Source organism: Adlercreutzia sp. ZJ176 (genome assembly GCF_011038975.1).
GTDB lineage: Bacteria > Actinomycetota > Coriobacteriia > Coriobacteriales > Eggerthellaceae > CAAEEV01.
In genome coordinates, this window is record NZ_JAAKEC010000020.1 from 31,874 (window position 1) to 54,764 (window position 22,891).

General features: G+C 60.4%; 18 protein-coding genes, 1 tRNA gene and 1 pseudogene. 7 read left to right on the forward strand and 13 right to left on the reverse strand.

Going from position 1 to position 22,891, the window contains the following annotated elements; translation table 11 throughout:
- Positions 1 to 2: 2 nt before the first annotated feature.
- The 11 genes from G7Y50_RS10480 to G7Y50_RS10530 form a co-directional block, all read right to left on the reverse strand.
- Positions 3 to 467 carry a DNA gyrase gene (locus G7Y50_RS10480; RefSeq protein WP_165055354.1) on the reverse strand — a complete coding sequence of 155 codons (465 nt, stop codon included), beginning with the start codon at positions 465 to 467 and terminating at the stop codon, positions 3 to 5.
- A 119-nt stretch (positions 468 to 586) separates the two neighbouring features.
- Positions 587 to 1,591 (reverse strand): type IV secretion system protein, encoded by a 1,005-nt coding sequence (locus G7Y50_RS10485; RefSeq protein ID WP_165055356.1) that lies wholly within the window; start codon positions 1,589 to 1,591, stop codon positions 587 to 589.
- A 5-nt stretch (positions 1,592 to 1,596) separates the two neighbouring features.
- Positions 1,597 to 2,349, reverse strand: a complete 753-nt coding sequence (locus tag G7Y50_RS10490) for a hypothetical protein (RefSeq protein ID WP_165055358.1) — start codon at positions 2,347 to 2,349, stop codon at positions 1,597 to 1,599.
- Positions 2,350 to 2,361: 12 nt separating this feature from the next.
- Entirely contained in the window at positions 2,362 to 3,762 is a 1,401-nt protein-coding gene (locus G7Y50_RS10495; RefSeq protein ID WP_241159517.1) for an NlpC/P60 family protein, read from the reverse strand.
- A 342-nt stretch (positions 3,763 to 4,104) separates the two neighbouring features.
- Positions 4,105 to 6,531: a VirB4-like conjugal transfer ATPase, CD1110 family gene (locus G7Y50_RS10500; protein WP_165055362.1), complete on the reverse strand. Its 2,427-nt coding sequence runs from the start codon at positions 6,529 to 6,531 to the stop codon at positions 4,105 to 4,107.
- Positions 6,532 to 6,598: 67 nt separating this feature from the next.
- Positions 6,599 to 7,048: a PrgI family protein gene (locus G7Y50_RS10505; RefSeq protein ID WP_165055365.1), complete on the reverse strand. Its 450-nt coding sequence runs from the start codon at positions 7,046 to 7,048 to the stop codon at positions 6,599 to 6,601.
- A gap of 10 nt (positions 7,049 to 7,058) precedes the next feature.
- Positions 7,059 to 7,274: a hypothetical protein gene (locus tag G7Y50_RS10510; protein ID WP_165055366.1), complete on the reverse strand. Its 216-nt coding sequence runs from the start codon at positions 7,272 to 7,274 to the stop codon at positions 7,059 to 7,061.
- Between the two features lie 194 nt (positions 7,275 to 7,468).
- Entirely contained in the window at positions 7,469 to 9,295 is a 1,827-nt protein-coding gene (locus tag G7Y50_RS10515; protein WP_165055368.1) for a VirD4-like conjugal transfer protein, CD1115 family, read from the reverse strand.
- The gene (locus G7Y50_RS10520) at positions 9,292 to 9,837 is read right to left on the reverse strand and encodes a hypothetical protein (protein ID WP_165055370.1); all 546 of its coding nucleotides are present in this window, start codon (positions 9,835 to 9,837) and stop codon (positions 9,292 to 9,294) included. Before G7Y50_RS10520 ends, G7Y50_RS10515 begins: the two co-directional genes overlap by 4 nt.
- Before the next feature lie 26 nt (positions 9,838 to 9,863).
- Positions 9,864 to 10,607 (reverse strand): hypothetical protein, encoded by a 744-nt coding sequence (locus tag G7Y50_RS10525; RefSeq protein WP_165055372.1) that lies wholly within the window; start codon positions 10,605 to 10,607, stop codon positions 9,864 to 9,866.
- Between the two features lie 219 nt (positions 10,608 to 10,826).
- Positions 10,827 to 11,111: a helix-turn-helix transcriptional regulator gene (locus G7Y50_RS10530; RefSeq protein ID WP_165055374.1), complete on the reverse strand. Its 285-nt coding sequence runs from the start codon at positions 11,109 to 11,111 to the stop codon at positions 10,827 to 10,829.
- Positions 11,112 to 11,478: 367 nt separating this feature from the next.
- Here G7Y50_RS10530 and G7Y50_RS10535 point away from each other — a divergent pair, with 367 nt between their 5' ends.
- From G7Y50_RS10535 to G7Y50_RS10565, 7 genes and pseudogenes are all read left to right on the forward strand, one after another.
- A complete protein-coding gene (locus tag G7Y50_RS10535; protein ID WP_165055376.1) occupies positions 11,479 to 11,772 on the forward strand; it encodes a helix-turn-helix domain-containing protein in 294 nt (97 codons plus the stop codon).
- Entirely contained in the window at positions 11,747 to 13,129 is a 1,383-nt protein-coding gene (locus G7Y50_RS10540; RefSeq protein ID WP_165055378.1) for a site-specific integrase, read from the forward strand. Before G7Y50_RS10535 ends, G7Y50_RS10540 begins: the two co-directional genes overlap by 26 nt.
- Before the next feature lie 72 nt (positions 13,130 to 13,201).
- A tRNA-Gly gene (locus G7Y50_RS10545) sits at positions 13,202 to 13,275 on the forward strand.
- A gap of 633 nt (positions 13,276 to 13,908) precedes the next feature.
- Positions 13,909 to 14,232 (forward strand): annotated as a pseudogene (locus tag G7Y50_RS12265) (Fic family protein); the annotation flags it as partial.
- An 82-nt stretch (positions 14,233 to 14,314) separates the two neighbouring features.
- A complete protein-coding gene (locus G7Y50_RS10555; protein WP_165055380.1) occupies positions 14,315 to 15,754 on the forward strand; it encodes a Fic family protein in 1,440 nt (479 codons plus the stop codon).
- A gap of 388 nt (positions 15,755 to 16,142) precedes the next feature.
- The gene (locus tag G7Y50_RS10560) at positions 16,143 to 16,637 is read left to right on the forward strand and encodes a DUF6088 family protein (RefSeq protein ID WP_165055382.1); all 495 of its coding nucleotides are present in this window, start codon (positions 16,143 to 16,145) and stop codon (positions 16,635 to 16,637) included.
- A 49-nt stretch (positions 16,638 to 16,686) separates the two neighbouring features.
- Positions 16,687 to 18,189 (forward strand): RNA-binding domain-containing protein, encoded by a 1,503-nt coding sequence (locus G7Y50_RS10565; protein ID WP_165057062.1) that lies wholly within the window; start codon positions 16,687 to 16,689, stop codon positions 18,187 to 18,189.
- Positions 18,190 to 18,412: 223 nt separating this feature from the next.
- On the opposite strand, the gene G7Y50_RS10570 is transcribed toward G7Y50_RS10565, so the two are convergent.
- Complete coding sequence (locus G7Y50_RS10570; RefSeq protein ID WP_165055386.1) at positions 18,413 to 19,144, reverse strand: hypothetical protein; 732 nt, start codon at positions 19,142 to 19,144, stop codon at positions 18,413 to 18,415.
- A gap of 15 nt (positions 19,145 to 19,159) precedes the next feature.
- The coding region (locus G7Y50_RS10575; protein ID WP_304518546.1) for an MBG domain-containing protein at positions 19,160 to 22,891 on the reverse strand (3,732 nt) is incomplete at its 5' end.

The window sequence follows — 22,891 nt, forward strand, 5'->3', positions numbered from 1 at the left end:
CCTTAGCGGGTCACAGGCTCAGGGCGCTCGGCCTCGCGGCTTTGGTTCTGCGATGCCTCGCGGGCATCCTTTACCTTGTCGCTCAGCGATGCTAAAAACTCCTTGCGCGAGTTGTCCACGGCCTGCTTGAGCGCTGCGGGCATGACCTTGACGACGTCTTTCACTTCTTTACCGCTCTCGTCTCTCATAGGTGTGCCGTCGGGGTTCACAAGCCCTTTCTTGAGCCAAATCTCGCGGCTCGCCAGAAGTGGCATGTCGCGGTAGTTCTCGCCCTTGAAGCGGGACGGGGTCACGAACATCGGGCTGAACTGGTAGTAGCTCACGTCAACCCCGTCGATGATCGTGCCTTTGGGCAGCGTCACGGAGTGGAAGGTCTTGCTCTCTCCTGTTTTGCGGTCGGTGTAGATGATGTTCTCGTGCACGAACTTGCGGTGAAGCGTCAGATAGACGTTCTTTCTCTCTTCCATGTGTCTTGCTCCTTTGCATCTTGATCGGCTTATCTTGGGCCTTGATGTGGAATGGCCCTGGCGCTTGCGTGCAACCTTTCAGCCCATAGGCACCACCTCCTTATCCAGCGGATCCATCTTTAGAACCCGCTTACGATCTCTCGCGCCCAAGAGCCGCTCTTGACAAGAGAAAGGATGAGCAGGATACACATGGCGAGGTACTGAAGCGCGTAGGTAAGCCCGTTCGCTATCCCATCTATTGGCGTTCCCGTACCCGGATTAGCTGAAACCAGGCCACCCAAGATGATGGGAAACGAGATGAGCAGCACCAAGATGATGAGGCCCGCTATGCAGACGGCCCCGAAGCTCTTCAGGTACCCGATGCCTATCTGGCGCGTCTGGTCGAAGCCGAGAAACGCGAGGGGGATGGGCGAGAAGGCCGCCATGACGTAGAGCTGGATGGCGCGGGCCCAGCAGACGACGAGCGCGACGATGTAGGCGATGAGCACCACGAGCCAGCTGATGATGGCCACGACGAGCAGGGCAAGAAGAGACGGGAGGTCATCGTCTGCGGTGACGACAGAGACCTCTGCCATATCGAGCGCGCCACCCGTTCCGAAGAGCGCCTCCACGCGGTCGATGGCAAGCCCCACGACCTCGTAGATCGCCGCCATGAGGTCAAACGAGTTTTGGATGAGGAAGAGGAAGACCGCGAAGAAGACGAGCAGGAACACGACCTCCTTGACTCCAGGCAGGCTCTGGTTGCCATCCATGCGCTGCGATATCTGTATCAGCTTGATCGTGAAGACCAGCGACAGAACACCGCAGCCTATGGGCAGTATCGCCACCTGCCAGACCGCATAGGCTATGTCGTTCATCGACACGCTCCCCGACGTTTCGAGCATGTGATCGAAGTCCGCGCCGAGGATGCCCGAGTAACCGATGGACTTGAGCACGTCGACCTGCGCCGAAAATATCCAGTTGCAGCAGTCGCGCAAAAGCCCGCACAGCCACGCGTTGATGTCATCTGCTATCGCCGCCCATGCGGGCTGAATTGGAAGGAGCAGCGTGCAGAGCGCGGCGAACGTCACCACGAACGCGTAGGCGAAGGCTCTGCTATCTGTGAGCGTCTTGATCGTGCGCATGCCGATCAGAGCGCCTCGATGGTGCCATCGGCCTTGCGGGTGACCGACACCATGGTCGCGGCTCCGTCTTCGAGCGTGAAGGTGGTCGTAGCCATGTCGTTGGCGTAGTCGATCCACGCTTCACCGTCCCAGACGGCGCGCGTCGCACTCGGAGACACCGCCGCCGCTCGCTCTGACACAGCTGCCTCGATCTTGGCGATGTCTGCTCCCATGGCCTCTTCCAGATCACCCGTCACGCCGGAAAACGACAGCGCCCTTGCGTTTGTCTGCACCTGCTTGTAGGGGTGCGCGAGCGCATCGCTTTTGATGACGGTCGCACCTCCGTCACGGCTTATGGTCACGACGGTCGGCGCTGCGGCCTCTGCGGGCGATTTCGAGGCGAGGATCACAGAGGTGATGCCGGCATCTCCTTCCTCCTCGGAGTCGATCGTCCAATAGGTGACAGATGTCTGCCCCTCGGTCATCTCGACGAAAGCGCCCATCAGGATCGAGAGCGTTGCGGGTGAGCCATCGTCTGCCGTCCAGGAGGTCCCAACGAGGGCCTCAAGCCCGCTGGCCTCATCAGGCGCGCTTTCGGCCTGCACTTCTTCGATTTCGACAGCGGCCTGCTCTTCGGCCTGCTCGGCCTTCGCCTCTATGGCTGGCTCCTCCGGGGGCTCGTCCTTCTGGGCAAGCGAGCAGCGCGCCACGCCCGATGCCACTAACAGCAGCACCGCGATCACTGCCGCTGCGATCAAAAGCTTGTTTTTCTTCGACATCTTTATTCCTTCCTAACGGATCTGTATCGCGCTTGTGAAATACGACGTGCCGGTGGCTATGCAGCAGACGGCTCCCGGGTGGGGCTCGTGGATGTATTGGTCGCCGCCGATGTAGATGGCGACGTGTCCCGGCCTCCAGAGGATGTCGCCGGGTACGGCCTCAGACACCGGCACTTTGCGCCCGAACGAGGCCTGCTCCTCGGAGTTGCGCGGAATCGAGATGCCTGCCTGCCGATAGCAGTACTGCGTGAGCCCCGAGCAGTCGAGGCCCACACCGGGCGTAGTGCCGCCCCAGATGTAAGGCACGCCGAGCTGGCTTAAGGCTGCATTGACGACCGCGTCCTTGGAAAGCGCGCCGCTCTCAAGATCCTCCACGCTCATCGAATCGAAGCGGCGCAGGTCGTAGGCATCCATGATGGACTTCAGGGTGTCCACGTAGGCCGAGCTCGTCGCCCAGCCCGCGTCTTTTAAGCCCTCTGCCATCCTGTCGGATGACTTGGTCGAGATCGCCTCTCTAATGAGGGCGTTGTTGCGGTAGTGGGAGGCTTGGAGGAACACGCGGCTCCTGAAGCGGATGCACTCGACGTCCGACTTGAACACGGTGAAGTAGGCGGTGATGGTGGTAAGCGTGCCGGGCGCATACTCCTCTTTGGTCGCCCATCCCGCCTTGCCCGCGACCTCGGGGGCGGATGCGAACGCGCTCGACCACTTCATGCCGAAGAGGTTGTGGTCGCGGGTGGCAAGCTGGCTCATGGAATCTCCCTGCCCGGACTCGCAGATGATCTGAGCGATGGTGCAACCTGCAGGATGTCCGTACTCTTCCTGGCAGCGGATGGCCTCCTCGACCATCTCATAAGTAATGTAGGGGGGAAGGCCCTCCATGGAGCGCCGCTGGTCCTCGGCGTCCCAGAAGCCGAAGAGCGCGGATATCACCTGTCCGACCACGAGGGTCACAAGCACGAAGGCAATGATGCCGCAGACGACTCCTGCCGCCACGGCAGCGCCGCTGCCACCGACAGCACCCGCCACGGCCGCGCTTCCCCCTGAGGCAGCCGCCCTCTTCGCGACAGCTCCCGTGGCTTGACTCGCCGTATGCTGGGCCGCGGTGTGCTGGGCGGCCTGGGCACGGGCACCCGTTCGGGCTGACATCTTGGCAGCCCCCGACTTCCTGGCACCGAGCGCGCCCGCGCGCTTGCCGCTTTCTCGCGCCCCTCCCGTCGCGCTCGCAACATCGCCCTTGCGCCCCGATCGAGCGTAGGTGGCGGTGCGCTTGGCGGCGCGGCTCACGTCGTATACGTCTTGGCTCCCCTCGAACTCGTCAGTGTCGTCGAGTGTGGATACTACCTCGCGCATCGCGATCTGGCGGACCTTCAAGGTCTTGTTGCCTGAAGCTTGTGCCTCCTCGACCCCCATTGCGGATCGGACGCCTTGCGTTTTCTCGGCTCCTGTTGCCGATCGGGCGCCTTGGGTCTTTTCGGACACCACTGCGGATCGGACGCCTTGCGCCCGGTGCTCTTGCGCGACCCCTGCTGCTTGCTTCAAGCTCGCAGCTTTTTTGACATGCGCAGGCGCTGTGCGTCCGCCTTCCCTCCTTGCCGGGCGCACGCCGAGCGCGTCTTGCCTCTCGGCGAGGACGGAAAGCGTTCGGGACTTCTCATCGGTCACGATGCCGGATGAGATCGCATCGACCTTGTCAGCTGTGACGACATCAGCGATGGTGACGTGCTCATCTGCGAGCTTTTCGACATCCATGGCCTAAATGCTCTTCCTGGCGTTGTCGTAAAACGCCTTGGCGCGCTTGAGCTGTGCGATCTCCTCGGGCTTGGTGTTGAAAAGGTCGTAGAGCGCGCCCTTAGGAAAGTCATCGCGAATGGGCACGCGCGCGCCTCCCGCTACGAGCAGACCTTCTCCTGCCTTGATGGACTCATCGATGTATTCCTTCTCGGCGGCGGAGAGCGAGAGCATCTCCGCCCATGCGGCGAGGTCTTGTGATGCCTGCTTGTGCAGCAGGCAGAAGTCCGAGTTCAAGACCATGGTGCGCGCCCGCTCGTTGGCGAGCATGTGGGAGGTGTTCTGGGAGATGCCCGTGCAGATCATGCCGTACTTGCGCCCCTCCGCCCAGAACTTGGCGAAGTAGTCGATGATGGTGGGATGGCCGAAGAGGGATTGCACCTCGTCGATGTAGAGCCAGGTCGTTACCCCTCGCTCGAAGTTCGCGTACATCCGGTTGCGCACCGTCTCAAGGGCGGTGAGCATGCCGAAGACGCGCATGTTGGTGGAGAGGTCGTGAAGGTCGATGTTGGTGATGCGGTTGGCAAAGCCTATGTTGGACTGGCGGTTGAAAAACGAGAGCGCGCCTGTGACGTAGCGCTCGTAGCGAAGCGCGATGTCGCGCGCCTCAGCCTCGGGCTGGTCGAGCAGCACCGCATGAAAGTCGGTGAGGGTCGGGGTCGTGACACCATCCGCGCACCTGGCGTATGCCGCCTCCACGCAGCGCGTGATGATTGACTTGTCCGCCTCAGGCAGGCCTTCGGAAGACTCCGCCATCATTGCGCTTGAAAGGGCCAAAAACGCATCGATCTTGAACGCGAGCTGTGCGGCGTCGGCGCGCCCTTCCACGTCTGCGAGGTCGAAGGGGTTGAGCGCGGTGTCAGCGTCGGGGGCAAGACGTACGTTCACACCGCCTAATGCCTCGATGAGGTTTCCGTATTCTCCGGCCGGGTCGAAGATGACGATCTCGTCTTCGGGGTAGGCGAGCACGGTGTTGGTGATCTCGCGCTTAACGGAGAAGGACTTGCCCGACCCGGGCTTGCCGCAAACGAACCCCATGGGGCTTGCGAGCTTCTTACGGTTGCAGATGACGAGGTTGCCGGACTGCTTGGACTGCCCGTAGTAGCCACCGCCCTCCTGATTGAGCTCAAGGGAGGCGAAGGGCATCTGCATGGCGATCTGGCCGGTGGTGAGGTAGCGGGTGACGTCGATGTGGTTTGCCCCCAGCGGAAGCACCGAGTTCAAGGCTTGGCGCTGGCGGTAGTAGAGAGGCTCGATCCCAAGGGAGTTTCCCTGGCCCACCGAGATTATCTGCTCCACCTGGCGCTCAAGTGTCTCTATCGCATCAGCGTAGGTGTAGATGAGGCCGGTGTAGACGAAGAGTCGCTCGTTTTTGTTTCGCAGAAAGTCGAGGAGCTCTTCGGCCTCCTCCTTGGAGTAGCGAAGCTCGGGAGGCAGGATCGTGTAGTCGTAGCCCTTCTTCATGGCGCTCATCTGCTCGTCGATGATCTCCTTGTCCATCCAGTCGAGCTGGCGCTTCACGAGCGCGAGCGCATCTGACTGCGCGATGGGCTGGATGTGGAGGTTCACCGACAGCGGCATGGGCAAATCGATGATGGCCGCGAGGTAGCTATCCTCAAGCATCGAGCCGAACGTGCGGATCGAGAGCACGCATCCGTACGTCTCGTCTATCTTGAAGATGTCCGCACGTCCGCTCGGCTTGAAGTCGATGAGGGCTGGCGCGATGAGATCGCGTGTGCGCACGTTTGAGCGGGGACTTATCTTGTCCCATGTAAACGTAAAGGGAGCGCGGGGCCGAAGCTGCGACTGGATGGCACGCAGGCGCTCGGTGCCGTCAAGCGCATGTGCGTCGCAACGGATGCGCGAGAGCGTGTCTATGACGTCGCCTTTGATGCGGGATAGCTTCGGCACGGCGTCTGTGACGTCGTCAGCTCCCACCATGTAGGTGAGGTATCGGTGGCGCGTGAGGTTTGAGATCCCCTCGCGCATCTTGTCGTTTAGGATCTGGTTGTACTCGCGCGCGTACTTGGACGTGTCGGGGTCGTCCTCGGGAAAGAAGCGCTTGTGCCCGATCTCGTCTGCGGGGATGGGCACGTTGGCGATGGTGAGCTGGACGCACGAGTCGGCCCCGAAGTAGTTGTAGAGCGAGGAGAGCACGGAAAATATGTTCTGCTGGCTCTCGCGTCGAGCCGACTGGTAGGAGATGTCTGCGAACTCGATCGTCTGGGAGAAGAGCCCCTCCTCGACCTGGGCGATGCCGTCCTTATACATCGCGTCGTAACCGATGAACGACGATATGTCCTTGGCAGCGGCGCGAGCTTTCTTCTGGCGCGCCACCTTCTCCTCGTGTGCCTTTTTCGAGCGCTCGGCGTTGGACGTGGCTCCCATCATCTGACGGAGAAGACTTGGAGTGGACGCATGCGACCTCGCCTTCTCGCGTGCCGCTTTTCGCTTCTCCTTAAGACGCCTTCTCTCGGATCTTTCGCTTTCCTTCTTCGTTTTCCTGCCTGGATGGCTCATTGCCCTCAGCTCCTTTCCTTCTCGCTGCGCGTCTCGCCTTCCTGCTCGGGCGCCCGGCCTTGATGCGCTTAAGGTCTGGTGCGGCAGGGCTTGAGTAGAGCAGCCGTTGGTCTTTGATGTGATGCGCTGCCAGAAGAGGGATGAACTTCTCCGCGCGCATTCCGAAGGGCCGCCAGAAGCCGACGAGCCAAAACGGGATCGATGCGCACATGACGGGGAAGGCCGCATCAGCCACCTCTATGCCAACCCAGAAATGCCACATGGCGGCTGCGGCGATGGCCGAGCCGAACCCTCCCGTCACGCACAGAAGCGTTCGAAACGAGAGCTTGCCGACGATCTTCTCCTCGTATTCGCCGATGTCCTTCTGAACGGGGATCTGCAGGGACATGCCTGCCCCCTTAGGCCGGAAGCCAGGACGTGTCGAGCGCCCCGAAATAGACTGCGGCGGCGATGATGATGGCGCCTCCTGCGATGGTGGATATGGCGGAGGCGATCTGCGAGCCTCCTTGCTGCTCCCTGATGGCAAGGCCGAGCGACACCGCTCCCCAGACGACCAGAAAGCCGCCGAGGAAGGTCACGCAACCCGACACCAGGTTGATGATGTTTGCGAGCATGTCTTCATGTCCTTTGCGTCTTGGTTGTGCGCACATGAGCCCCTTGAAATGGAATGGGGCTCTTGCAGGCGATGGTAGAATTGGTCACGCGAAGGGCGCGTGCGCTCCTTTGCGTCTTGATCGGCTGCGGCGGCCGGGCGTGCGTGGAATCACGACCGGCCTTTGATGGCTGTTGTGAGCCTGCCGCAGCCTTCTCACTCATCCATGAGCGACCCCTCCCTTCGGGCCCGGTAGCGCGTGAAGTCGAAGGCACCGCGCTTGCGTGCGGCGTCAAGCAACATGCGTCTCGGATGCTTGTCCAAGGGATACTTCTTGTCCTTGAAGGCCTGCGCTCCGTTGATGAGCACGAGCGCCTCATCGCGCGGCATGCGGGAAACCTCGGATGCCTGCATGAGGTCGCGCTCGATAAGGCCGTAGTTGTGCGTGTAGGAGGGGTTCGCCCCTCGCGAGTCGTTCACGGAGACGCTTGCCACCGTCTGCTTGCCGATCATGTCTGCGATCTTCTGGTTGGTGTCAGCGGACTTGCCGCCCAGGAAAAGAAGCGTGTCGCATGCGTTCATGATGGTCGCCGCGTTGTTCTCCCCGTAGTTCTCGTCGAGCTGGGAGAGTGACTGCAAGATCATGGACACGGCGATGTTTCTGCTCCTCGTCACCGTTATCATGCGCTCGAAGTCAGGTATCACGCCGATGTTTGCGAACTCGTCGAAGACGAAGTGGACACATCTCGGCAGCGATCCTGAAAAGCGCGAAAGGGCGACCTCACAAAGCGCGTCGAGCGCCTGCTGCATGAGAAGCGCGAACACGAAGTCGAAGGTCGAGTCGGTATCCGACATCGAGCAGAAGACGGCGACTTTGGAGCCTGCGTCCCCCAGATGGTTGAGCGCCATCTCGTCGTAAGCGAGCAGCTCTCTCATCTCGGCGACGTCGAAGGGCTTCATGCGCACGTTGCACGACACCATGATGGACTTGAGCGTTTTGCCGGCGGCGACTTTGAACTGCTTGTAGCTCGCGAGTGCGAAGTCGTCCTCTGGTCGTATGGGAGAGGCAACCTTCACCCAGGCGTACCCGCTCGATGCGGGCTGGAACTCGCGTGAAGAGACGTCATAACCTGCGGCATCGGCCACTTTCATGAGCCTCTCGCCGGTCTCGATTTCGTGGAAGAGCATGTCGAGCGGGCTCATGTAGTCCTCATCGTCCTCTCGCGCGTCGGCCAGGGCCAAAAGCGCGAGGAGGCCCGGGACGTTTCTGTCCTCCTCGGGGCAATGCAAAAGCAGATACGAGACGAGGGCTGTATAGAGGAGCTTCTCGGCGTTCTCCCAGAAGGGGTCTCCTGCATGCTGGTCGTCTCCCGTGGTGTTGCGGATGATGCACTCGACGAAGCGAAGGACGTCAGCCTCGCCGTCAACGTAGGACAGGGGGTTGAAGTGGAGGGAGCGCGCAAAGTCGATGGTATCGAAGGCCCTGATCTCGTATCCGGCGTCTTCGAGCACCCAGCCCATGTCGTGAATGAGCGTTCCTTTGGGGTCGGTGATGAAGTAGTTGGCGTTAACCTGCATGAGGTTGGGCTTGACGAAGTAGCGGGTCTTGCCCGTGCCGGGACCGCCTATGACGAGCACGTTGTTGTTGGTCTCGGTCTTCTGGTCGTGGGCCTTGTCGATGAGCCTGATCGAAGCGTGATCGGTCAGAAGGATGTTGTTGTCAGCATCGTGCCTGTCCGAGAACGCCTCCATCTCCTTGCGGCTCGCCCAGCGCGCGCTTCCGTGCTCCTCGCCCCTGCGATAGCGCCCGCGCCGCTCCCACGAGCGCACCCAGACAAGCCACACCACACAAGTGAGCGCAGCCCCTATCGCAAGCGGCAGGGGATCGAGGAAGAAGACTTTGCCCGAAGCGATGTTCGAGAGCAGAAGCGCCGCCATGTCCGCTTGCGGCTCTTGAGCTGACAAAAGCGTGCCGCATGTGACGTCGCCGGCCGCGAAAGCGAGGGATGAGAGCGCCGTGATGAGGGCAAGCTCTCCTCTCATCGCGTCTTCACCTCGAAGCGCTCGACCTTATGGGTAGCGTCTTTCACCTCGTGCGCCGCCTTGCTCGCCGCCCGCGCTGCCCGCGCCTTGTCCTCGAGCGGCTCCGCATCGCGCGCATTCGTGAGCTCAATCTTGCGCGCCTTACATGCGCGTTCAAGCTCGGCATCCACGTCTCTCTCAAGCGTGCGGAAGACCTCGTCAACCTCAGGCGCGTCCGCCACGCGGAACACCAGGTGGTCATGTCCTTCCACTACCGCGAAGTCGTGTTCGATGGCGGCTTGCGTAAGCCTCTCGTCGATGATCTCCCGCAAGCTCGCATAGTCGGGCAGCTTTTCGAACTCGGAGAGATTGAGGCGTGCGAACTCGCGTACCGCAACATCTTGGCCGGGTGCTTTTCCGTCGAGGCTTCCGCGCAGGTTGCGTATCGCACTTTTCAGCTTTTCTGCCGATGCGCGGATGGCGTCTTCGCTCGCGTCTTGCCCGAGCCGCAAGAACCAGTCGAAGAGCTTCTCTCCCGATTCGTCCCCGAAATCGCTTGCCATATTCTTACCTCCTTCGAAGGCTTTGCCTATCGTCCACTCACGCGCGGGTCTGCCGCGCGCTCGGCTCTGCCTTGTGATTTGGCTGCGCGCACGGCCTCTTTGATCCTGCGCCCGATCGTCATCGCCTGCGGCTGTCTCATGTGCTGCTCATAGGCGCTGATCTGGGCGTTGATCGTCTGCATGGGCGTCATGTCCTCCTGGTCGTGTTCGGGGATGTCTACAAGACCTGCTCCTTTGAACGTGAGCATCTTGCCGGTACGGGTCGCCTCGACCAACATCACGAAGTTCTCGCCTCGGGCCACGACCAACCCGTCGTCGAGATAGGGGAATGCGTTGCCGCTCCAGGTAAGATCCGCCCTTTTCGGCAGGTAGTTGAGGTGCGCACATTCCTCTGGCGTGGCGAGCCGCATTCCCGCGATGTGGCGCACGAGCTCGGATCTGTCCTTTGCGAGGGGCTTGAAGTTCACGGATTCGAAGGGGACCCAGCTATCCCCGGCCTTCTTGAGCGCCCACCACTCGTCACCGCCGTTTACCTGCTGGATGAAGGCGAGGTCGCCGTAGACGACGCCCTGGCGTATGGCCCAGTTCCCGGCTTGGAAGAAGTCCGACAGATCGTCGATGGAAAAGCAGCGGTCGAACTCGTAGGGGTACTCTTCGAGGTAGGGGTCGTCCTGCCAATCGAATCCGCCGTGCTTGAGCCAGTCGTTTCGCTGGCATGCCTCCTCCAAGCTCTTCTGCTCTTCTGGGGTCACCGGATGCATGTTGTACATCTTTGGTCCTTCGTCTCGGATTCTTCTTGGCCGGCTGCTTTGGCGAGAGCGGCAGGGCGCATGTCTTTCGAATCGAGCCCTGAAGGGGTTCAAGTTAATTGTGTTTCGGGTGACCTGCATCTCCCCGCCGCCGGTTTCTTTATAGCGAGGGAAAGCAAGTGCTTGCGGGAATGGCTTGCGATTGTTTTTGCTCATGTTGTTGTTTAACTAACCGGACGATCAACGTCTGAAGCTATGAGGATTCGTGCTTAGGTCTTGAATCGCCTTCCAGCACCGGGCATCAAGATCTTCTCGGATCTCCTCATCGATGAAATGGTTGAAATCGAGCTTGAGGACGTAGCAGAGAGCGATAAGCTCGTCAGCCTTCATTTCTCTGGTCCCGTGAAGGGTCTTCCAAAGGGTCTTGTCTTTAATACCGGCGCGTCTCGCTAGCTCGGTAATGTCTTGGCCGTGTTGCGAGCGAACTTCGTCAATCCTTATCGATATTAGCTCGATTAGCTCCATTCTCGTTTACCTAACGCATCCTTCTCATTAATCCAATAAGTGCATTCATTAGGCTAAAGGCGATACAGGCACTCGTTTGATAGTTTCTCCCTCGGAGTTATTTATTTCACCGGCATGGTGAATATTTGCAGTCTTCGATTCTTTTCTCACTAGTGTTCAGGAAACGAAACAGCGCTGCTTTTTCGCAATCTGGGAAACGTACGCCGAGTCGAGCACCTTGATACTCGAATACGCATCAACTTCGCATGCGCGAGGCAGATTAATTCCGAAACATCAATGATGCGAGCGGTGTTTTCGCATCATTGCTCCAAATGTCAGCAAAAGAAAAGATTGTGGCAGCAAGCCACCTTAGCGAGAGGAGGCTGATATGGAAAAGGAGATAGAAGAAGTCTCATACGACGAACAACGCCTTAGAGATGCCGACCCCGACAATCTCTACCTTTTCATGCTGGAACCTTATCCATACATGATGACTCCGGACCAAGTCGCAGACTTTACCGGCTCGACCGGGCAGGAGATCAGGAAGCTTTTGAACAGAGGGGACATTCAGGGCTGCCGGATCGGAATCAAATGGTGCATTCCAAAACTTGGGCTTCTTAACTACTTCAACAAGAATCGAAAGGCTGGAACCGAAATTGGGGAAGAAGAAGCTCAGGTGTGACAAACCGTATGATTTGGACGAAGCGCGGAAGCAGAAGGGTCTACCACGTCGTCGTCGCAATGATTCGCGGACGACGGCTTACCAGTTGACCATTCGCATCCCTGAGGAATACCGCACTTGTTTCGATGGCAAGAAGAAGCTCACCAAAGTCGTTTTCGCGCTCAACAAAAGGGAAGACCTTAAGGATCAAATCGAAGCGTTCGAAGATACGAAAAACGCTGAACTGGAACGAGCGCTTGAGCTGCGAGGCAGGACTCGCAGTGGCGCCGAAAAGACCAAGCCCGGCACATGCATGTCACCTTTAGGGAGCTACATCGAGCGCTACATCGAGATTCGCAGCAACGGGTCAGTCACCGATGCCGTCATCAAGCATGAGCGCTTGTTCCTAAAGTACATAGATGAGACTATTGGCGAAATCCCAATATGCGAAGTTACAGCAGAAGACGTTGAAAGATGCCTGCTCAAAATCCCCGAGCTTTCCGAGAAGTGGGCACTTGAGCGCCAGGCGACATGGGAAGAGAACCGTAAAACAGTCAGGTGGGCAAAGAAGCACGGCACCTTAAAGAAACCATACAAGCCCATAAAGGTCGCAGGCCCCGACATGCAGTCGAAGATACTCAAGTTCCTCCGCGAAGTCATGAACTACGCACTCGAAAAGGATGACATCCTGAAGAACGTTGCGAAGGCAAAGTTTCTTACCCGCGTGTTCAAGAAGAGTAAGCCTTTGATCGATCCTTTTATGGCCGACGATGCCGGACGTTTCTTGAATGAAGTCGAGAGACTCCCCCTGGACTATTTCAAAGTGAGCTTATTGCTGCTCTTGAACACAGGGATGCGTCCAGAAGAGATGCTTGCCATCCATGTCGGCGACATAGCTTTCGATGACTCTGAAGCTGTGATCAATATAGTTAGCGCTTTAGATCGTGACGGTAAGACGATAAAAAGCTATCCCAAGTCAGATGCAGGGAGAAGATCGGTGCCAATCGATGCTTTCACGGCTGACGAAGTTAAGGCGTGGATCGACATCAAGTCGAACCAAATGAAAGCAATGGGGCTCAAGCCCTCAATGTCCATGCTGGTGTGCAGCCCAGACATCGTTCCTCGCACCTACCAATCTTGGCTTAGGGATTGGAAGAGCTTCATCAACTCGGTTGATTTCGAAGGCATAAGGCCTTATTCGCTCAGGCACACATTCGCTACTTTGAACTTAGCCAATGGAGAGAACATTAAAACTGTCTCTGTGCTTATGGGTCATGCAAGCTCTGCCTACACCCTTGACCTGTACGCTGGTTATGTGCCGAACACGGGCATTGGGATCGGATCAAGATATATGAGCTTTCTGCGCGGCGCCGTTTAAGCTGAGACTCATGGGGTTTCGTTGAAATAACAGGCGAGATATGTGAAGGTAGCGCTATAATGATTCGTTAGTGCGGGCGTGGTTCAATGGTAGAACTTGAGCTTCCCATGCTTACAACGCGGGTTCGATTCCCGTCGCCCGCTCCATAAAAATCGTGTTGAAAGTCGCCTTTTGGCGACTTTCGTATTTCAAAGTAGAATTGCTGATTGGTCGGAAAAATAATCGTTTTTCCAGTATTTTGTCCAGTACGTTTGCTAATATTGCAGTATTAGTTTTAAGAACAGCGAGGTCGGACGGTTAATTTGGGTCGCGGAAGGTCGGGAAAGATATGAGCTTCCCAAGCTTACAACGCGGGTTCGATTCCCGTCGCCCGCTCCAGAGCATTCAATCAAAAGCCGCCTTCACAGGCGGCTTTTGTGCATCCTCCCACGTCGCCCCGCGGGAGCCTTCCTCCCCCATGCCACCCCGATCGAGCCTCCCTCCCCTGCGCCATCCCAGGTGAGCGTCCCTCCCCCCATGACATCCGAGTACCCCCCTTATGTCATCCTGAGCGAGCAAAGCGAGTCGAAGGATCTGGCCCCGGGCACGACGCGCCCGCATGCGGTACTCAGCCGCGGCCAGATCCTTCGACTCCGCGCCCTGCGGGCGCTCCGCTCAGGATGACACAGGGGAGCCCTGCCTCGGAACATGAGTCACGCGCAGACCGATCAAATAGCTAATCGTGTCATCAGCCCAGCAACCGACCGAGCCACCAATCCGGCAACCGTCCAAGCCACCAGCCCAGTCGCCGCCCAAGCAACCGTCCAAGCCACCAGCCCAGTCGCCGCCCAAGTAACCGTCCAAGTAACCGACCAAGTCAGCACCCAAGTCGGACCGCACGTCGGACCACACGTCGGCCTCATGTCGGGCCTCATGCCGGACCACGTGTCGGGCCACCTGCCGAGTCGCTTCTTGAGGCGTTTGGAGGCAAAGAGCTCTCATCAGCTGCAATCATGAACCTCATGGGGTTCTCCAACCGTGTCATCTTTCAAAAGAATTACCTGCGCCCCACCCTTGAAGCCGAAGTCATTGAGCGAACCATCCCTGAGAAGCCCCTTCATTAGAGAGCAGATGCCCTCTGCCTGGAGGGCCACCACCGCCCCTCCACGGTGTACAATGTCGCAAAACAGGTTCTTAGGAGCGAATATGCTCGTACGTCCCAAAGCCGAAACGACGAACTGCGACTTCAAGCGCGAGGTGGAGCGCGCCAAGCCCAAAAGCTGGCTCAAGAGCGTGAGCGCCTTCGCCAACTCCGCTGGCGGCGTGCTCGTGTTCGGCGTGTCCGATGGCGACCATGAGACGGTCGGCCTCGAAGACGCGCAAGCTGACGCCGACTTCATATCCGAGAAGATCAAAGAGCGCATCGAGCCTCTGCCCTGCTTCGAGATTGAGGCGATACGCGAGAGCAGGAAAGACCTCCTGCTCGTCAACGTCCACCCCGACGCCCACCCGCCCCACTACTACAACGCCGACGGAAGGCGCGAAGCGTTCGTACGCGTTGGGAGCCAGAGCGTCATCGCGCCACCCGAGGTGCTGAACGAGCTCATCCTCAAAGGCACGAACCGCACATGGGATACCCTCGACTCGCGCATCCCCGTCAGCCGAGCAAGCTTCACCGTGCTCAAGGCAGCCTACGCCCTGCGCACGAGCTCCGACCTCCGCGACTCCGACCTCATCTCATTCGGCCTGGTCACCGATGCCGGAACGCTCACCAACGCCGGCGCGCTGATGGCCGACGAGCCCCTTCTGCGCCACTCGCGCGTGTTCTGCACGCGCTGGGGAGGCAAGTTCAAAGACGAGTTCGTCGACACCGCCGAATACGAGGGCGGGCTGCTCCTGCTCCTGCGCGAGAGCAAGGCCTTCGTCAAGCGGCACACCATCGAATCTTGGGAGAAGCTGCCCAGCGGACGCCTTGATCGCCGCAGCTACAGCGAGCGCGCCGTTGAGGAGGCGCTGGTGAACGCCCTCATACATCGCTCGTACCTCGAGCTGGGCAGCGAGGTGAGCGTCGACATGTACGACGACCGCATGGAGATCGTCTCTCCCGGCGGCAAGATCGGCTTGCCGCTGCCCAACGACATAATGGCCACGTACGTGCCGAGCGAGCGCCGCAACCCGGCCGTAGCCGATGTGTTTCACCGCATGCACTACATGGAGCGCCGCGGCTCCGGCCTGCGCAAGATATGTGCGACGACCGCAGCCGAAGACGCCTACCGGCCCGAGTTCAAGCCATGTTTCGAGGTGCTTAGCGGGTTCTTCCGCGTCACGCTCTGGAACATGACTTACCAGCAGACCGACCAAGTCAGCGACCAAGTCAGCACCCAAGTCAGCACCCAAGTCAGCACCCAAGTCAGCACCCAAGTTGAGTCACATGTCGGACCACATGTCGAGTCGCTTCTTGAGGCGCTTGGCAGCGAAGAGCTCTCCTCCGCTGAGATCATGAAGACGATGGGGTTCTCCGACCGCAGCACTTTCAGAAAGAACTACCTGCGTCCTGCCCTTGAGGCCGGAGTCATTGAGCGAACTATCCCCGACAAGCCAAAGAGCAGGCTCCAGAAGTATCGACGGACCAAACCTCAAGAATGATGCAGCTGCGTTCGCTACCTTGAGCCGTATGGCCGATATGCGAAACGCGTAGCGTCTTGCCGGAGCTGGCTGCCACCACATCGCCTGCCTACTTGGAGGGGCGGGGCGACACCCGCAGCGCCCCAGCAGAACGCCTGCACAGCCGGCGGAATGCCCCCCTCTTTCGCAACCAGATCCTTCGACTCCGCGCCCTGCGGGCGCTCCGCTCAGGATGACAGTCAGATCTCGTCTGCAAATGCCCTGCACACCTACTCGGAGCTCACATGACGAAAGCGCCCGACTTGAGTGAAATACTCACCGCTCGAACGCTTTGACAACTCGCATACTAGCACGCCTACTTGATCTTGACGACCTTGCCTGCACGATTTATATACAGCGATCTTCTAACATGGCGCAGACCGAATGCCCGAATCTTCTCGTGCGCAACGGTGGCAACGTACTGGGCCACATGCATGCTCGCGAAGAACTTGCTCGGGTGGTGCAAAGGGTATATTATGCGCCCAAGAGAAGCGAGCTTTTGGGGGCAGAGGTCCCGGCGAGCATTGATGAGGTCATCCGCGTGATCGCCCGCACCAGCAAGTGGATCGTCACCCCGATTGGTGACACCGCGTTAAACGCACTCGGGCTTGACGCGCAGGTTCCGGCGCGGGCAGCCTACGTGAGCAGCGGCCCGCACAAAACCTACGCATACGGGCCCTACGAGATTGAGCTCAGGCACCACGCGAATCGCAACCGCATCGACCGCTCGCCTATGACCCGCACCATCATCCAGGCCCTCAAAACGCTGGACAGAGGCTCCGTTGGCGAGAGGACGATCCAGCTCCTCGCGCGCAACCTGAGCAAGGAGGGCGTCGGATTATCCTCAACGAGGCCGATGGACTGACCTTGTGGGTAACGGAGATGGCGAAGCTGCAGAGAAGGGATTATCGAAGTTGGGCCTTAGCGAGTTCGCGCAATTCAAGGAGGGCAATCGTCTGGAGATGAAGGCGGCACAAGGGCGCGATGGGAATGGCGTCATCCCACGCAGCGCTTGGGAGACGCTCTCGGCGTTTGCCAACACGTCTGGCGGCGTCATCGTTCTTGGTGCCGAGGAGCCTGAAGATGACACATTCAACATCGTGGGCATCAAGAAACCTGACAAGGTTATCGATGACTTCTGGAACGCAGCGCTTTCCGACGACAAGGTATCAGCTCGCTTCATGCAGGATTCCAACGTTTCGAAGAAAACCGTCGACGGTAAGGACGTCGTGATCATCCGCGTGCCGCGGGCCGACCGTCACGTTCGACCCGTTTACATCAACGGCGACCTGTTCGGAGGAACCTTCCGCAGAACGCACACAGGCGACCATCGGTGTTCGCACGACGAAGTGCTTTCGATGCTCCGCGATTCGTCAACTTCCAGCCAAGACGGCGAGATCGCGAAGAGCGCCAAGATGGAGTATCTGAACCGCGACACCGTTGCCAAGTACCGCAGGCGCTTCGACTCGCTGAACGACAACCATGTGTGGAGTGATTTCGACGAGCTCAAATTCTTGGAGGCCATAGGAGCTGTAGCGCCCGGAGACGATGGGAAGATGCATCCTACCTGCGCGGGCCTGCTCATGTTCGGCGAGCACAGGTACATTACGCACGAGTTTCCCCACTATCTGCTTGACTATCGACAGGAAGTTGGCGAAAACGAGCGCTGGGAAGATCGTCTGGTAAGCTTCTCCGGAGACTGGACGGGCAACCTTTACGACTTCTATTTCCGAGCATACAACAAGATGAAGGCGGCGCTTAAGACCCCTTTCCAAATCGAGGGAATCGACCGCATTGACGACACGCCCGCCCACAGGGCTCTGCGCGAGGCGATAGCGAACTGCCTGACGAATGCGAACTGGTACGAGCGGCGCGGCGTGGTATGCGTGTGGCGCGAGGACGGCTTAGAAGTGGCCAACCCCGGCGATTTTCGCATGCCTATTGAGGAGGCGATGAAGCCGGGCAAGTCTGACCCCCGCAACGAGGCCTTGCTGGGCATGTTCGCTCTGGTGGACGTTGGAGAGCGTGCGGGCAGCGGCATGGACAAGGTGATGGGCGGATGGGCCTGGGCTGGGTATCCGGAGCCGACCTACAAGGTGGAATTCGGACCAGACCGGACCACGCTGACCCTCCCCTTCCTCAATTCGTCCGGTGTTTCATCCGATTTTGAGAATCCTGAAGATAATCGGACGAATAAATCGGATGAATCGGGTAAAAGAGCAACCGAACGACGCAAGGACGCCATCATAGCGTACCTAGAGGACCACGGCCCTGCGGGACGTGCAGCGATAGCCAGCGCCGTCGGGTTGCAGGCGTCTCGCGCAAGCGAACTGCTTGCCGAGTTGGTGAGCGAAAAGGCGATCATCGCAGAAGGCGCGACCAGAAACCGTACATTCAGGCTGGTAGACCAGCTGTGAGAAGCTCCGCGTGCGACATGTCTGCTTAATCTTGATAGACCCTGGATAGACGGTCATGATTTGCGACCTTGCATCATGAGCCTCCCTGCTTCATGAGCCCCAACGCACGGCGACCCTCCGGGGGGAGGGTCGCCGTTTAGTTGGTTGGCTTGTAGCTGGCTGAGTGGCCGCTTGCTTACTGGCCGCCAGCTGGCAGCTGCCAGCTGGCTCAGCCCCTGAGTTCTTAGGCCGCCTGGGGGATGGTGGCGAGGATGCGGGAGAGCTCCTCGGGGGTGTCGAAGGAACGCGTCTGGCCAGAGCCGGCCACCACCACCTCGCCCGTCCACTTGGAGGGGCGAGGGCGACGCGCGGCGGGAGCGCCGGTGCCGGCACTAACAGCCCCGGCGGAAGCGCCGACGGCACCAGCAAAAGCTGCCCCGCCGACGGAGGCGGCACCCGCACCACCAGTCCCGCCAGCGGGAGTGCCGGTGCTGGCGACGCCCGCAAAAGTGCCGGCCCCGCCAGCGGAAGCGCCCGCAGCCCCCATACCGCTCGTCGCGCCCTGCGCGCTCTCGGAGCGCTCGGCCGGCTCGAACTCGTCGGTGCGGATGAAGTAGCGCACCTCCAGGTCCTCGGGCTTCGGGAAGTCTTCGCGGGTGAAGTCGTACTCAAGCTCCTCGAGCACGGCGGCCACGGAGTCCTGCACGGGCGCCGTCGGGTCGATCGGCGTCACGCCGCGCTCGCTGTTGAAGGTGGCCACGTCGCCCACGTACACGGTGCGCACGCGGCGCCGGCGCGTCTTCTCGAGGCGGGCGATCGCGATGATCGCCGCCGCGACGATCACCCACCAGAGGATGGAAAGCACCAGGTCGAGCGGGTTGTCCACGCGGTTGAAGCCAAGGAAGTACCACAGCCACAGCAGGAAGGCCGAGATAACCACCAGAACGGCGAAGATGATGACGTTGCTCTTCTTCATGTCTCCAGTCCTTTCCTACTTGCCCAGGCCGCTCATGGCAACAGCCGTCGCGCCGGCGGGCGCGGCCGCCTCAGGCGACCAGCTCACGCCCCGGCGGGCGGGCGATCCCGAGGGGGAGTCGCCGCCGTCGGCAAGGTCGTCCTCGTACTCCTTGAGGCGGCGCGAGAACAGCGCGCGACGGGTGGCAACACAAACAGCATAAACCAGCGTCACCACGATGCCAAGGATAATGTAGAAGTGCACCCAGCAGCCCACGTGGCGCTCAGCCAGCGGGGTGGCCTCGTCGCCGATGTCGGCGAGCGGCGTCTGGCCATCACCGATGACAGCCTCGGCCGCGCCCTCAAGCGCGTCCACGAGGGGCGTCACCACAGGAGCCAGCGGACCAGCGGGCACCGTGCCCGGAACCGGCGCCGGCGTCACAGGACCCGGAGCGGGAGTCGGACCAGGGGTGACAGGACCCGGGGTGGGCGTGGGAGCCGGGTCGACCGGGATAGGATCGGTCTGCGCGGTGTCCGTAATGTCCTCCTCGCCCGGATTGCCCGGGGTGCTCGGATCGCCAGGCTCACCAGGCCCACCCGGAGTACCCGGCTCGCCCGGGTTGTCAGGCTCGCCAGGCCCGCCCGGCTCGCCAGGCCCGCCCGGGTTGTCAGCCACGGCCGTCACGCTGTTGTACAGGTTGGTAGCGCCCAGGTCAGCCGCCTGCACGATGTACGCATACTGGAGCGTAGCCGAAGCGTTCGGCGCAAGGCTGCTGATGGTGCCGATGGAGGCAACGCCGCCGCCAACAAGCATCGCCTGGCCAGCTGCGTTCTGCATCTGGTCGTCAAGTACGATGTTCTCGAGCGTCACGTTGCCGTTGTTGGTGACCGTCACGTCGAACGTGATGACCTCGCCCAGCGCATAGCTCACACCATTAGCCGGCGTGCTGGTCACGTTCTTGGCCACGAACATGCTCGGTTGCGGCGTGACCACCGGGTCGTCCGTTTCGCCCGGAGTCACCGTGGGCTCGCCGCCCTCGGGGTCAGTGCCCGTGGCTGTTGCGCTGTTCACAACCTCACCAGCAAGAACGTCCTTCTCGGCAACCACGTACTGAGCCTCAACGGTGACGCTCTGGCCAGGAGCCAGGCTGGCGATCTTGGCGGACCGCCCGTCAACCTCATACCCATCGCCAGCGGCAATCTCGACGCCCTCAAGCTCATCGGTCATGATGACGTCCGTGAGCGTGACGTTGCCGTTGTTGGCGACATAGATGCGGTACTCGATGGTCTCACCCAGCGCGTAAGCCGTCCCGTTGGCAGGCGTGCTCTCAGTAGTCTTGCTCACCGTGATGCGCGGCTGCGGCTCGACCAGCTCATCAACCACATCGGTGTTCTCGAACGTCTTATCGCTGCCCGAGAAGCTTGCGGTAATGGTGTTAACGAACGAACCGGCCAGGATGTCAGCCTCGGTGATCGTGTAAGTTGCCGTCGTGCTCACCGTCGCATCAGGCGCCACATTTCCAAACACGCTCTGCGCCAAGGTGACGCCTTCGACCTCAGTAAGCGTGATGATCTTGGGCTCATTGTAGATGTTGGTCGCATCGACGGTGAAGGTAACCGTATCGCCAAGCCCGTACGTGACAGTCTCATCATGCGTCTTGGTCACAACCTTGCCCGGATCGACAGGATCGCCCGAATCACCACCCGAACCGCCATCCGTCACGGTCAGCGCACCGACCGTCGCGTTAACGGCGTAGTTGGACGCCTTGGCGGTGGAGCTGTCGTTCTCGCCAGCCCACTTGATCTCGTAGGAGTTCGGAGTGCTGCCGACCAGAGTCTGCGTGCCGGTGGTGGTGAAGGTCGCCGTCTCGTCGTTGACGAAGCCGGTGATCGTGCCCTCGGCCGTCAGGGCCGCGCCGTCGTAGATCTTGCTGGCGTCAGGCGTGGTCACCGTCAGGGGCGCAGGCGCGATGCTGATGGTCGCGGCGACCGGGGCCGTCTCAGCGTAGTTAGGAGCCTGGGCCTTTACGTACACGGTGTACTGGCCGGCATCCACGTAGCTCGGATTGACCTCGGACCACAGGCCGTCCGCCGAAATCGCGTACAGCAGCGTGGAGCCAGCCACCGCGGCAGCCGCGGAGATCTGCGAAGGCTGCCCGTCGTAGACTTTGTTCATGCCGGCAGCTTTAACGTCGATAGTCACAGCGTTCTGGTTAGAATCGGTGATGGTGAAGTCGCCGGGCACCACCGTGTAGGTGTAGTTACCGCTCAGGTTCTCGACGGCAGCCGTCAAGGTATCCGCATACGTACCCACGTTGACGTTCTTGTTAGCGTCAATGCGCGAGTAGGCCACGGTGCCGAACGAGACCATGTCCTTGGCCACAAGCCCCTCGTCGTTGGTCACGCCGCCCTGGGCATCAACCTGCGCCGCGCTGATAGAGCCATCGAACGCAGGATCGTCGTTGCCGAACACCTTGGAGCTGTTGTTGACGGTGATGACAACCGGGCGCGGCGTGATCTGGTACGTGACGGTTGTCTCGCCGCCGTAGTTGCCGATGCCCTTCACCGTCACCGTAACGGTTCCGACGTTGGTAGCCTCGGACCACTCGAGCGAGTAGTCGCGATCCTTGACCAGGTCGTTGCTGTTAGCGTCCTTCACAACGGGATCAAGCTTCTGCTCGGAGCCGTTGTAGACGACATCGCTCGGCGCCTTAACGGTGACACCAACGTAAACGGGCTTATTGGGATCAGGATTATCCGGATCCGGATCCTTGGGATCTTCGGGGTTAATGCTTTGCTTCACGACCGTCAGGGTGCCGATGCTGTCTTCGATGGTGTAGTTGGACTCCTTGGCGGTGCCGTTCCACACCAGGCTGTAGGTGTTGTCGGAGCTGCCGACCGCGGTCTGCGTGCCGGTGGTGATGAAGGTCGCCGTCTCGTCGTTGACGAAGCCGGTGATCGTGCCAGCGGCGGTCAGGGCCATGCCGTCGTAGACCTTGCTGGCATCAGGCGTAGTCACCGTCAGCCCGATCGGGGTGATCTTGAGCGTGCCGATCTCGTCTTCGACCTCGTAGTTGGCCTCATTGGCCGTCTTGTCGAAGGCCAGGGTGTAGGAGTTGGGCTTCTCGCCGAACTCGGTGATGGTGCCGGTCACGCTGAACGTGACCTCCTCGCCGCCCTGGAGGCCGGCAACCTCGCCGGGTGCGGTCAGGGGCTGGCCGTTGTACTCGCGGGAGGCGCTCTCGGTGGTCACCTTGAGCGGGGCCCTGGTGATGGTCACGTCGGCAGAGCCGGCCGCGGTCTCATAGTTGGGGTTGCGCACCTCTACCTCGACCGTCTGGGCCGCGGTCACGTTCTTCCACGTCGGGGCGCTCTTGGCCCAGTCGCCGCCGGGGGCCCTGTACCAGACCTCGTCGCCGGGCAGGGACGCGCCGGTGACGCTCACGCCGTGCGAGGCGGCGTCGTAGGGCTTGTTGTAGCCGGCGACCTCAACCTTGGCGGAGTCGGGGCGGTTGGTGGCCTTGGTGATCTTGAGCGTGCCGATCTCGTCTTCGACCTCGTAGTTGGCCTCATTGGCCGTCTTGTCGAAGGCCAGGGTGTAGGAGTTGGGCTTCTCGCCGAACTCGGTGATGGTGCCGGTCACGCTGAACGTGACCTCCTCGCCGCCCTGGAGGCCGGCAACCTCGCCGGGTGCGGTCAGGGGCTGGCCGTTGTACTCGCGGGAGGCGCTCTCGGTGGTCACCTTGAGCGGGGCCCTGGTGATGGTCAC